The following is a 12,241-nucleotide window of genomic DNA, read 5'->3' as shown; positions in this document are numbered from 1 at the left end:
GACGGCGGGTTCCATTCAAAACCGCGCATCCTCCCTGCGCCAAACAGACCAAAGGAATACAACCATGACGTTTTCCATTCCGCAAATTGGCAAATCTCTGGCCCTCGCCGCACTGGGCGGCAGCCTCACCATCACCGCGGGCGCGCTGATCCTCGGCCTTGGCAGCTCTGCCGCGGGCGCGCCCAGCCTGCCATCCCCCACTGAGATCGCCGCCCTGCACGTGCCTTTCGCACTCTAACATCCCATTCGGGGTGATCCCTGTCCCTATGTACACCCCGATCCGGCAGCCACACTTCCCCCCTCGCGCAACCCAAGCGCCTCCCGTGGCTGCCCCGCACCGCCTCCGACAGTGGCTCTCCTTCGCTGTCGGGGGCGGCACAGACCTCCGCACGCCGCCGCTCCCAAAACCCTGTCTCACACAGCGAGTTTTTCCATGCATGTTCTCACCGTATTAGATCACCCGACCCCCACCTGTTTCGCAGCCGGTGCCGCCAGACGCTTCATCGCCGGTCTCAAATCCGCAGGCCACACCACAGAGCTCGCCGATCTGCACGCCGAAGACTTCAATCCGCTGTTCTCCCTTGCCGACATCTCCGAAGAGGGCGCGGAGGATGTCGCCCAGGAGCAGGAGCGTATCGCCCGCGCCGATGCGATCTGTCTGGTGTTTCCGCTTTATTGGTGGGGCATGTCCGCCAAGATGAAAGGCTGGGTCAACCGCGTCTGGATGCCCAACGACGCCGCCAATCAGAACACCGCGCCCACCCTGCGTGACGCCCACCTGAACTCCGGCCTGATGCTGGTCCCCGCCGGGCCGCGCAGCGACCGGGTGGAGCGCAAAGGCCACGCCCCGGCGCTGGACACCACATGGATGCTGGGAGCCGCTGGCGATTTTGGCGCCCTGCCCCGACGACTGGAACTGCTCATTGGCAGCTCCGCCTCAGAGCAACGCCGCGACATGCTGCTTGACCGCTGCTTCACCATCGGCCAGACCTTGCCTGCACCGGCCACCATCCGCAAAATTTGACACCAGCTCTGGTAGGGGCCTGCGCATATTAGGGCTGGGCAGCAAAGCTGCGATGCGCGGCCCAAAATCGCCCTTCCCCCGCGCCGCAACCCATGGCAACGTCGCGCCATGACACAGCCTCTTACCAGCCCCAACGGCACCCCCATCAGCCGCTTCGCCTTTGGCACCATGCAATTTGGCGAAGGTGCCAGCGCCGCAGACAGCGCCGAAATGTATGAGGCCTGCCGCGCGGCGGGCATCAACCACTTTGACACCGCCCATGTCTATACCTCCGGAAAATCAGAGAAAATTCTGGGCGAATTGATCAAGGACCACCGCGACGATCTGGTGATCGCCACCAAGGCGGGCTACACCGGCGGCGCTGGTGCGGCCAATCTTGCCGCGCAATTTGAGCTCTCCCGCCAGCGGTTGCAGCTTGATCAGGTCGACATCCTCTATCTGCACCGTTTTGATGACGAGACCCCGCTCGCAGAAACCCTCGATTTCTTTGCCGAGCAGAAGGCCGCCGGAAAAATCAGATACGTTGGCCTCTCAAACTTTGCCGCCTGGCAGGTGGTCAAAGCCGCATGGACCGGCGCAGCAAAAGACCTCTCAATCGACGTGCTGCAACCGATGTACAGCCTTGTGAAACGTCAGGTGGAGGTGGAAATCCTGCCCATGTGCGCTGATCTCGGCATTCTTGCGGCCACCTATTCACCCCTTGGCGGCGGGCTGCTCACCGGCAAATACAGCGCGGAAACTGGCGCGGGACGCCTGAGCACCGACAGCCGCTATGCCGCGCGCTATGGTGTGGATTGGATGCACACAGCGGCGACACAGCTCACGGCCATCGCCGCTGAGCGCAATGTCCACCCCGCGACGCTGGCCGTGGCTTGGGCCGCGCGCCACAGCACCGCGCCCAGCCCGATCCTGTCGGCCCGCACCGCTGCACAGCTGGCACCTTCGCTGGCGGCGGTCTCTTATGACATGGACGATGCGCTTTATGAGCAGCTCACCGCGCTGACACCGACACCGCCGCCTGCCACCGACCGGCTTGAGGAGGCATGATAGATTTCCTGATCATCGGCGGCGGCATCGCCGGACTGTCCGCAGCAGCGCGGCTGGCGTCGATGGGCAAAACCCTTGTTCTGGAACGGGAAACCGCGCTTGGCTATCACGCCTCCGGGCGCTCGGCCGCGATGTTTGAGCAGAACTACGGCCTGCCCAGCACCGTCGCCCTCAGCCGCGCGAGCGCGGATTTCTTTGCCACAACAGACGGGGGTTTCCTCTCCCCGCGTGGCGTGATGTTTCTCGCCAAATCCGAGGACCGCGTGGCCTTTGAGCAGGTCTGCGAGAGCTTTGAGGCCACGCCAATCTCCACAGAAGACGCCTGCACGCGGGTGCCCATTCTGCGGCCAGAGATCGCAGCCTTCGCAGCCATGCACGAAGAGGCCTCTGACATCGACACAGATCGCCTGCTGCAATGGTGCGCCAAGACTTGCCGCGCCCATGGCGGGGAGGTGCGCACCGGCCAGACCGTCACCGGGATCACGCGCACCAAATCAGGCTGGCAGGTGATCACGGAGGGAGAAACCTATGAGGCCAAACTGCTCCTGAACGCCGCCGGAGCCTGGGCCGATCAGATCGCGGCGCTTGCAGGCATTGCCCCGCTCGGCATCACTCCGATGCGCCGCTCCATGGCGCGCATTCCAGCCCCCGGTGGCCATGATCTGCGCCACTGGCCCATGCTGCTCGATGTGCATGAACATTGGTACGCCAAGCCCGATGCGGGCAGCCTGATTGTCTCCCCCGCCGAAGAGGACCCGATGGCACCGTTTGACGCGTGGCCTGATGACATGGTGCTGGCCGAAGGCCTTGCCAGATATCAGGAATTTGTCTCTGAGGAGGTGACGCGCCTTGAGGCCAGCTGGGCCGGGCTGCGCAGCTTCACGCCCGATCGCAACCTTGCCCTTGGGCCCGATGGCAGCGATGCGGCCTTTATCTGGGTTGCCGGTCAGGGCGGCTATGGCTTTCAGTCCGCGCCAGCCGCCTCCCAGCTGATCGCCGATCTGATCGCGGGCCGCGCTTCAGAACTCGACACCGCCACCCGTAACGCCCTTGACCCAAGGAGGTTCTCCCGATGCCCCGCCGCCTAAACCTGCCTGACAGCGCCTCCGTGGCCACGCCGGACACCGCTGGCAAACTCTTTGCCCCCTCTGCCGCGCGCAATGTCAGCCCTCTGATCGACGCGTTGAAAGACCTCCTGCCCGCAGAGGGCGAGGTTCTTGAAATCGCCAGCGGCACCGGGCAGCACATCGCCGCCTATGCCGAAGCCTTCCCCGCGCTCACATGGCGCCCCACCGAAATCGACGCCACCCGCCGCGCCAGCATTCAGGCCTATGTGGAAGAAAGCAGCCTCACCAATCTCGCCGCCCCTCGGGATCTGGACGCCACCGCCCCCGGTTGGGCGGCGCAGGTCGGCGCACCAGATGTGATCCTGCTCAGCAATCTTTTGCATCTGATCAGCACAGCGGAGGCACAAACCCTGATTGCCGAAGCCGCCAAGGCGCTGGCCCCGGGCGGTCAGCTGCTGATCTACGGCCCCTTCAAACGCGATGGCGTGCTGGTCAGCGAAGGCGATCAGCGCTTTGATGCAGACCTGCGCGCACAGGACCCGGAGATCGGGTACAAATCTGACACCGACGTCGATGCCTTCGCCACTTCACACGGGCTTTCCAAAGGCACCCTGACCGAGATGCCCGCCAACAATCTGCTGCTGCAACAGAAGAAACCTCTGTAATCGCAGGAAAACGGCGGCGGTCCGGCCATGATGTATACGGGCAACGCACTTGAGTGCTTTGAAGAGCTTTCCGCAGGCTGACATCCCGCGCGCCACGCCCTAAGGTGCACACAACCATAGCTAAAATGATTGGATCTCCAATGCGCTCGTCTCTAATTTGTTCCGCCCTGCTCTCGCTTGGGCTCACCGCAGCCTACCCCGCCCTCGCCTCTGAGGATTGGGATCTGGACGCGGATGGCACCATCACATGGGCTGAGATGGAAGAGATGCGCAAACGCACTTTTGAGGCCTTTGATGCCAATCAGGACGGCAAGCTCGACAACGCCGAATACAGCGCCTTTGACGAGGCCCGCGCCAAAGAGGCCGAGGCCCATCCGACATCCCTATCCAACCGCGCCGTGCAAGGGCTGAGCCGTGCCACCACCGACCTCAATCTGGACGGCATGGTCACCCGCGACGAGATGAACACCCGCCTGCGCGCGTGGTTCTCCAGCATCGACAAAGACGGTGACGGCGTGATCTCCAAAGGCGAATATTAAGCGCCGCGCGCTTTTTTACACCGCCCCGACCAAAACAAAACGCCCCGCAAATCTGCGGGGCGTTTCTTGTTTCGTGAGCAGACTTAGCCGTCTTTCCGAATGGTTTCGTTCTTCGGATCGTAAGGGCTGTCACAGGTCACAACCGCATCCCACAGCTTGTCCTGCATCTTCACTTTCAGCTTGGTGCCTTCCACCGCCAGCTCAGGCTTCACATAGCCCATGCCGATGGATTTCTCGAAGGCCACGGAGTAGCCGCCGGAGGTCAGACGGCCAACGCGCTCACCCTCTGGGGTGTAGAGCACTTCGCGGCCCCAAGGATCCGCATCTTCCGGCCCGTCGATCAGCATGGTGCAGCACTTGAAGCGCACGCCCTTGGCTTCCATTTCGGCCTTGCCGTGGAACTCCTTAGACAGATCGATAAAGCGCGGCAGGTCGGCCTCTGCCGGGGTCGCATCGCGGCCCAGCTCGGTGCCAAACGCACGGTAGGATTTCTCCTGACGCAGCCAGTTCTGCGCACGGGCGCCAACCAGCTTCATGTCAAACTCCGCACCCGCGTCGACCAGCAGATCCCAGAGGTAGTTCTGCATCTCGATCGGGTGGTGGAGTTCCCAGCCCAGTTCACCGGTGTAGGCCACACGGATCGCATTCACAGGGCACATGCCCAGCTCGATCTGGCGCGCAGACAGCCAAGGGAAGCGCTTGTTGGACAGCGCAGTGCTTGGATCGGCGTCGCTGATGACCTTTTTCAGCACATCGCGGGATTTTGGCCCGGCAATCGCAAACACACCCCACTGTGTGGTGACGTCCTGGATTTCGATGTAGCCGAACTCTTCCATCTTGTCCTCGGCCGCTTTGCGCAGGAAGTCTGCGTCATATTCGGTCCAGGCGCCTGCGGAGACGATGTAGTAGTTGTTCTCGCCGTTGCGCACGATGGTGTATTCGGTGCGGGTGGTGCCTGCTGCGGTCAGCGCATAGGTCAGGTTGATACGACCGACCTTTGGCAGCTTGTTGCAGGTGAACCAATCCAGGAACTGGGTCGCACCGGGGCCTTTGACAACATGTTTGGTAAAGGCGGTTGCGTCGATCAGGCCAACACCTTCACGGATCGCTTTGGCCTCATCCACGGCATACTGCCACCAGCCACCACGGCGGAAGGAGCGGTTTTCCTCGTCAAAGTTCGATGGTGCATCCACAGGGCCGTAGTAGTTCGGACGTTCCCAGCCGTTCACCCAGCCAAATTGCGCGCCTTTTTCTTTCTGGCGGTCAAAGGCAGGCGAAGTACGCAGCGGACGACATGCCGGACGCTCTTCATCTGGGTGGTGCAGGATGTAGACGTGCTCATAGCACTCTTCGTTCTTGCGCGCCGCAAACTCGGTGGTCATCCAGTTGGAGGAATAGCGCTTCGGGTCGAGGCTCGCCATGTCGATGTCAGCTTCGCCGTCCACCATCATCTGCGCGAGGTAGTAGCCGGTGCCGCCTGCTGCGGTGATGCCGAAGGAAAAGCCTTCTGCCAGCCACATGTTGCGCAGACCCGGTGCCGGACCCACCAGCGGGTTGCCATCCGGGGTGTAGCAGATCGGGCCGTTGAAGTCGTCTTTCAGACCGGATTCGGCACAGGAGGGCACACGCTCGGCCATCGCCATGTACTGATCCGCGATCCGATCGAGATCCAGCGGGAACAGGTCTGCACGGAAGCTGTCTGGCACACCGTGCTCAAAGCGCGCAGGCGCGCCTTTTTCGTAGATGCCGAGGATCCAGCCGCCACGCTCTTCACGCGCGTAGGATTCATTGTCTGCGTCACGCACAACGGGGTGCTCAGGGTTGCCCGCTTCGCGCCATTTGACCAGCTCAGGGTCCTGATCCATCACGATGAAGGTGTGCTCCACCGGGATCGCTGGCATCTTGATGCCCAGCATCTTTGCGGTGCGCTGTGCGTGGTTGCCCGACGCGGTCACAACGTGCTCAGCGGTGATCACCACCTGCTCGTCGGATTCAATCAGGTTGCCGCCTTTTTCCACCATCTTGGTGCAGGTGACTTCCCAATGGGTGCCGGTCCAGTGGAAGGCATCGGCCTGAAGCTTACGATGAATTTCCACACCACGCTGGCGCGCGCCTTTGGCCATCGCCTGGGTCACGTCAGCCGGGTTAATATAGCCGTCTTCGGTGTGGTAGATAGCGCCTTTCAGGTCGCCGGTTTCGATCAGCGGCCAGCGCTCTTTGATCTGATCCGGTGTCAGCCACTCATAGGCCACGCCGCAGGTTTCCGCGGTGGAGGCATAGAGCATGTACTCGTCCATACGCTCTTGGGTCTGCGCCATACGCAGGTTGCCCACAACCGCAAAGCCCGCGTTCAGGCCGGTCTCTTCTTCCAGCGTTTTGTAGAAGTCGACCGAGTACTGGTGGATGTGTGTTGTCGCATAGGACATGTTGAACAGCGGCAGCAGGCCAGCTGCGTGCCAGGTCGAGCCGGAGGTCAGCTCGTCCCGCTCGATCAGCATCACATCGTCCCAGCCCGCTTTGGCCAGGTGATATGCAATCGAGGTACCGACGGCACCACCGCCCACTACCAGCGCTTTGACATTCGTTTTCATAAGACAGGCGACTCCCCGCAGAAGAATGATTTTCGCTCAGTCTAAACGATTGGCCACGAATCTCTCGGTCCAGCCGACGCAATATTGTGCGAATGCGACGTGGCGTATTGGTTAAAACCCTTGCTGTGCACCCGCAGCATCGCTACACCCTCCCCACCTTAAATGGAGACAGACCAGTATGCTGATCTGCCGCTCAGTTTCGGAATGCCGCCAAGCGATCGCAGGGCTGCACCAAAATGGCCAAAGCGTCGGTATGGTGCCCACCATGGGCTACCTGCACGCAGGCCACATGAGCCTTATCAAAACCGCCCAAGCCCACGCCGACGCCATTGCCGTGTCGATTTTCGTGAACCCCACCCAGTTTGGCGAAGCCGCCGATCTGGACGCCTATCCACGGGATGTGGAGCGCGACCTCGCCCTGCTCAAAGAGGCCGGTGTCGCTGTGGTCTTCCTGCCAGAGGTCGAGACCATGTACCCTTCCGGCGATGAAACCATCGTGGAGACCACCCGTCTGGCCAACATGCTGCATGGCGAAGTCCGCCCCGGCCACTTTCGCGGCGTGACCACCGTGGTTGCACGGCTGTTTAACATTGTGCAACCGGATGTGGCTGTCTTTGGCGAGAAAGACTACCAGCAGCTTCAGGTCATCAAACGCATGGTCGCCGACCTTCACATGCCGGTGCAGATCATCGGCGCCCCCACCGTGCGTGAGGCCGACGGGCTCGCCATGTCATCGCGCAACGTGCGCCTGTCGCCGGAAGACCGCGCCGCCGCGCTGGTGCTGTCACGCGCGCTGGATGCGGCTGAGGCCGTGGCCGCAGGTGCTGATGCGACGATCGAACAGCTGCAGGCCGCCATCGTAGACACAATTTCAGCCCAGCCCCGCGCCGCCCTTAAGGGGGTGGACATCGTGGCCGCCGAAACGCTCAATACCCTCACCGGGCCGCTCACCGGCCCCACCGCCATCATGATCTCCGTTGCCTTTGGCGACATTCTTCTGATTGACCAAAGAGTAGTGACCACATGAGCAAACAGACCCAGTTCCGCCGCACCACCGTCCCTCAGATCGCCGCCCGCAAAGGCGGAGAGCCGATTGTATCGCTGACCTCCTATCACGCACACACCGCCGCGATTGTCGACAAATACGCAGATTTCATTCTGGTGGGCGACAGCCTTGGCATGGTCATGCACGGTATGGAAAGCACCGTCGGCGTTCCGCTCGATCTGATGATCATGCACGGCAAAGCCGTGGTGCGCGGCACTCAGAAAGCGCTTGTGGTGGTGGACATGCCCTTTGGCACCTATGAGGAAAGCCCTGCCGTGGCCTTCCGCAATGCCGCCAAGATCATGAAAGAGACCCAATGTGGCGCGGTGAAGCTGGAAGGCGGCAAACGCATGGCCGAAACCATCCGCTTCCTGACTGAACGCGGCATCCCGGTGATGGCCCACATCGGCCTCACACCACAGTCTTCAAACGTCATGGGCGGCTTTAAGACCCAGGGCCGCGAGGAAGACAGCTGGGCGATCCACGAAGAAGACGCCCGCGCCGTGGCCGAGGCCGGTGCCTTTGCCATTGTGCTTGAGGGCATGGTCGAGCCGCTGGCCGCCAAGATCACCAAACAGATCCCCATCCCCACCATCGGCATCGGCGCTTCCGCCGAGTGTGACGGCCAGATCCTCGTGCTCGAAGACATGCTGGGCCTGAACGAATGGACGCCAAAATTCGTGAAAGTCTACGGAGACCTCGGCCCCGCCATCGAACGCGCGGTGAGCCAATACGCCGAAGAGGTCAAAGACCGCAGCTTCCCGGGAGAGGATGAGGTCTATCGGTGATCCAAATACCAAGGCAAAGCCCCAACCTCTGCGTCGGGGCTTTGTTTTCGCGCGCCACACACCAGCATTCTGAATTATGTCGCGCTCTTAGACGGAGACCCGCGCTCAAGAAGCCCCCAAATGGCTTTGCTGAGCATCGCCCCATTGCCGTGGGGATTGCCCGTACATCCGCTTGAACTCGCGACTGAATTGCGACGGGCTGACATAGCCCACATCCATCGCCGCCTCATTGACGGCCACACCGCTGGCGATCTTCATGGCCGCATTGCTCAGGCGCATGGACTTCACAAACTGGATCGGCGCCATGGTCGTGACCTGCTTGAACTTGCGGTGAAACACGGCCCGGCTCATGCCCGCGCGGGTCGCCATATCGTCAATCGAAATCGGCGAATCCAGATGCGAAGACACATGGGCAATCGACCGCGCAATCGCATTGCCAGCCCCAAAGGCCTGCCGCGCAAAAACGCCCGCCTCCCCCTTCAATATCGCGTAATACAGCTCCCGCAGTCGCGGCTCGCCCAGAACCGCCGTATCCGTTTGACTGCGCCCCAGTTCCAAGAGCCGCTGCAAAGCTTCCGTAAACGCCGCATCCCACGCCGCCAGCCGGATCCCCTGCGCCCGCATGTCGCCTTTCATTGGCGAGAGCAGCTCTCCGGCCGCCTCCATTTCCATCGACATTTCGGTCATCCGGCGCTGATCAAGCGCGATTAGAACACCGTAAAGCGGCCGCTCCGGCGACGCCATCGGGGTGCCCGCTTTCACCGGCATCGACATCGGGCAGCACAGGTATTGGCGCTTATCATAAAGGTATCTCTGGCCGTCCAGCACAGCCTCTTTCGCACCGCTGACGATGGCCACCACACAGGGTTCATAAACCGCTGGGACACATGGGATCTCACAAGTGGCACGAAACAGACGCACCCCATCAATGCCGGTTTCCGTCAGCCCATCCCGCTCCGTGCGTGCCGCAATGAGGTGTTTGATCGCTTCTTGGCTCATGTGACCGATCTAACGCCGTACAATCGGCCATGACAACCGCTTTGAGACAATCAGGCAAGCATTCAAGACAAACACGCCTATTTGGGCCGCCATACGAGAGTTATCTGCAACTTTAGGACACACATCGCATCAAGCGACTTGAAGCTTTAAGGAGACACACAATGCCCGACACCACTTTTGGCCCCCAAGGCTGGACACCGGAACGGCTCGGCCCGCAAACCGGCAAAAGCTATGTGATCACCGGAGGCAATGCCGGTGTCGGGTTTCAGGCCTCCCGCATCCTTCTGTCCAAAGGCGCAAAGGTGGTGATGCTGAACCGCAACCCCGAGAAATCAACCGCCGCCATCGGCGCATTGAAGCAGGAGTTCGGCCCCGCCGCCGATATCAGCTTTGTGTCCATGGATCTCTCTGAGCTTGCAAGTGTGCGCGCAGCCGCCAAGGAAATCCTGCAAACCGTGCCCCGGATCGACGCGCTGATCTGCAACGCAGCCATCGCTCAGGTGCCGCGCCAAAAGCTGACCGTCGACGGTTTTGAAAGCCAGCTGGGCACCAATCACTTTGGGCATTTCTTGCTGTGCGGGATGCTGTTTGACCGGATCGAAAAGACCAAAGGACGGATCGTGGTGGTTTCAAGCCTTGGCTACAATATGGGCCTGAAAACGATCCAGTTTGACGATCTCAACTGGGACAAAAATTACAGCGCCAACCCTGCCTATAGCCAATCCAAACTGGCACAGATGATGTTTGCTTATGAACTGCAGGATCGCATTGCCGCCGCAGGCAAAACCGTCGAAGTCTATGTGTGTCACCCCGGCTCCTCCGCAACCTCGCTGATCAGCACCAGCGGCGGTGTTTTGACCCGCGCGATCTGGTGGCTGATGACCAAATCCCCGATGGTCCAGACCGCGGAACAGGGCGCATTCCCCGAACTCATGTGCGCCACCGAACCAAACCTGCAACAGCGCGCGCTCTACGGCCCCACCGGTCGCATGGAATTTGTTGGCGCTGTTGGCAAAGGCACACTCCACGCCCATGCCTATGACAAACCTGTCATGGTCAAATTGTGGGACGTGTCGGAAAAGGCGACGGGCTTTTCCTGGGCAATGTAACCCCAAAGCCTCTCTGCAACCTATCAGGGCAGGAGACCAATCGTGGCGCCCTCCTGCTCTACCAAGACGCAACGTTAGATTTGTTTGACACCGCAAAAGAGACCAGATGTGTGGCTCGATTTCGCACAGAACCCCGCTCCGACAGCGTCTCAAGACAGGTAGTTAGACACCATGGCCGATCACGTCCCTCCCCGTTCAAATGCGGAAAATCCCCCTGTCACGATCTCGGTCTATCGCCGCATCCTGCCCGGGCGTGAGGCGGCCTATGAGGAGTGGATCCGCGGCATTTCCGAGGTGGCCTCCCATTTTGACGGCCAGCAAGGCATCAACATTCTGCGCCCGTCTGAGCAGACCGGCGGGCGCTATGTGGTGATCTACCGCTTTGACACCTACGAACACGCCACCGCCTGGGAAAACTCCCCTGTGCGCACCGAGTGGATCGCCAAACTGGAGGGGATCACCGACGGCGAGCCCGATCGCGAAAGCGCCACGGGCCTTGAAGTCTGGTTTGACCTGCCCGAAGCCCCCCGCCCCACGCAGCCACCGCGCCACAAGATGGCGGTTGTCCTGATTGCCGTGATCTTTGCCCTGGTCTTTGCGCTTCAGCTCTTGCTCGGCCCCATCATGACAGGCCTGCCGCGCTGGTCACAAACCCTGATCATCGTCACCATTCAGGTGCTCGCCATGACCTACCTGATCATGCCCGTCATCACGATGTTGCTGAAAGCTTGGCTGTTCCGCAAAAAGGGCTAATCGCCACGACCGGAGCGGGTATTGCCCGCTCCATTTGCAATGATCGCAGCGCTCTGGGGGAAGATGCGGCTTGTTGGAAACGCGCAGACCCAGCCCGAAGGGTGCGCGCGTTGCACACCGGTGCGCGAAGGCTGATCTGCGAAAAAACCAGCCGTGGCTATGTTAGTATCAGGGAATTACTTTCCTAGGTTCCTATATGAACCTAGAATCGAGAGATCATGGAACTATTCGCATTCGCTTTACCGTCAATGTGTGGCGCAGTGACAGCCTGGCTGACGAGCAATAGACGGACCAGGACCTGGATCATTTTGCTAACGGTATGGCTGAGCGTTCCGCTTGGAGCAGCATTTTCGCTAGGGCTGGGCATCTGGTTGAAGGACCTGGGTAACTGCTATGATCCACGTGGGCGCGACGTAGTCGAGTGTATCGTTTTTGGTCTCGACGTAACCAATTGGGTGAATAGCTTAAGGACGGGCGGATATGCGATTGCTCTTTTTGCCTTGCCTTGGTTTGCCTTCGGCGGGTTCATGCTTTTTATTGCCCGAATTATTGCGTTTTTTCGAGCTGACAATTCGTGAAGAAATTTGCGAGAGCAATAAATATTCGCCCGGTAG

12 protein-coding genes are annotated in these 12,241 nt (G+C 60.7%); 10 read left to right on the top strand and 2 right to left on the bottom strand.

The window, feature by feature from the left end; translation table 11 throughout:
• Positions 1 to 64: 64 nt before the first annotated feature.
• The 6 genes from J7399_RS10220 to J7399_RS10195 all read left to right on the top strand — a co-directional run bounded on the left by J7399_RS10220 (position 65) and on the right by J7399_RS10195 (position 4,342).
• The gene (locus J7399_RS10220; RefSeq protein WP_209085801.1) at positions 65 to 238 is read left to right on the top strand and encodes a hypothetical protein; all 174 of its coding nucleotides are present in this window, start codon (positions 65 to 67) and stop codon (positions 236 to 238) included.
• Positions 239 to 433: 195 nt separating this feature from the next.
• Complete coding sequence (locus J7399_RS10215; protein ID WP_209085800.1) at positions 434 to 1,024, top strand: NAD(P)H-dependent oxidoreductase; 591 nt, start codon at positions 434 to 436, stop codon at positions 1,022 to 1,024.
• A gap of 108 nt (positions 1,025 to 1,132) precedes the next feature.
• Positions 1,133 to 2,071 (top strand): aldo/keto reductase, encoded by a 939-nt coding sequence (locus J7399_RS10210; protein ID WP_209085799.1) that lies wholly within the window; start codon positions 1,133 to 1,135, stop codon positions 2,069 to 2,071.
• Positions 2,068 to 3,159 carry an FAD-dependent oxidoreductase gene (locus tag J7399_RS10205; RefSeq protein WP_209085797.1) on the top strand — a complete coding sequence of 364 codons (1,092 nt, stop codon included), beginning with the start codon at positions 2,068 to 2,070 and terminating at the stop codon, positions 3,157 to 3,159. The genes J7399_RS10210 and J7399_RS10205 overlap by 4 nt, the downstream gene beginning before the upstream one ends.
• On the top strand, positions 3,144 to 3,803 hold the full coding sequence (locus tag J7399_RS10200) for a DUF938 domain-containing protein (protein WP_209085795.1): 660 nt from the start codon (positions 3,144 to 3,146) through the stop codon (positions 3,801 to 3,803). Before J7399_RS10205 ends, J7399_RS10200 begins: the two co-directional genes overlap by 16 nt.
• 140 nt (positions 3,804 to 3,943) lie before the next feature.
• Positions 3,944 to 4,342: an EF-hand domain-containing protein gene (locus J7399_RS10195; protein ID WP_209085793.1), complete on the top strand. Its 399-nt coding sequence runs from the start codon at positions 3,944 to 3,946 to the stop codon at positions 4,340 to 4,342.
• A gap of 83 nt (positions 4,343 to 4,425) precedes the next feature.
• Here J7399_RS10195 and J7399_RS10190 read toward each other — a convergent pair whose 3' ends face one another.
• Positions 4,426 to 6,933, bottom strand: coding sequence for an FAD-dependent oxidoreductase (locus J7399_RS10190; RefSeq protein ID WP_209085790.1), 2,508 nt, complete (start codon positions 6,931 to 6,933; stop codon positions 4,426 to 4,428).
• 178 nt (positions 6,934 to 7,111) lie between these two features.
• Between J7399_RS10190 and panC the strand changes: the two genes are divergently transcribed.
• Positions 7,112 to 7,960, top strand: a complete 849-nt coding sequence (panC, locus tag J7399_RS10185; RefSeq protein ID WP_209085787.1) for a pantoate--beta-alanine ligase — start codon at positions 7,112 to 7,114, stop codon at positions 7,958 to 7,960.
• Positions 7,957 to 8,766, top strand: a complete 810-nt coding sequence (panB, locus tag J7399_RS10180; RefSeq protein ID WP_209059598.1) for a 3-methyl-2-oxobutanoate hydroxymethyltransferase — start codon at positions 7,957 to 7,959, stop codon at positions 8,764 to 8,766. Before panC ends, panB begins: the two co-directional genes overlap by 4 nt.
• A 105-nt stretch (positions 8,767 to 8,871) precedes the next feature.
• Here the strand turns inward: panB and J7399_RS10175 are convergent, their stop codons facing one another.
• The gene (locus J7399_RS10175) at positions 8,872 to 9,765 is read right to left on the bottom strand and encodes an AraC family transcriptional regulator (protein WP_209085784.1); all 894 of its coding nucleotides are present in this window, start codon (positions 9,763 to 9,765) and stop codon (positions 8,872 to 8,874) included.
• A gap of 161 nt (positions 9,766 to 9,926) precedes the next feature.
• Between J7399_RS10175 and J7399_RS10170 the strand changes: the two genes are divergently transcribed.
• Together J7399_RS10170 and J7399_RS10165 are read left to right on the top strand one after the other, a co-directional pair.
• Positions 9,927 to 10,874, top strand: a complete 948-nt coding sequence (locus J7399_RS10170) for an oxidoreductase (RefSeq protein ID WP_209085781.1) — start codon at positions 9,927 to 9,929, stop codon at positions 10,872 to 10,874.
• Positions 10,875 to 11,045: 171 nt separating this feature from the next.
• A complete protein-coding gene (locus tag J7399_RS10165) occupies positions 11,046 to 11,627 on the top strand; it encodes an antibiotic biosynthesis monooxygenase (protein WP_209085778.1) in 582 nt (193 codons plus the stop codon).
• The last annotated feature ends 614 nt before the right edge of the window (positions 11,628 to 12,241 follow it).

The sequence above is a fragment of the Shimia sp. R9_1 genome (genome assembly GCF_017743775.1).
Taxonomy (GTDB): domain Bacteria; phylum Pseudomonadota; class Alphaproteobacteria; order Rhodobacterales; family Rhodobacteraceae; genus Shimia.
The sequence above is the reverse complement of the archived record's forward strand: the minus strand, read 5'-3'. Positions and strand labels throughout refer to the sequence as shown.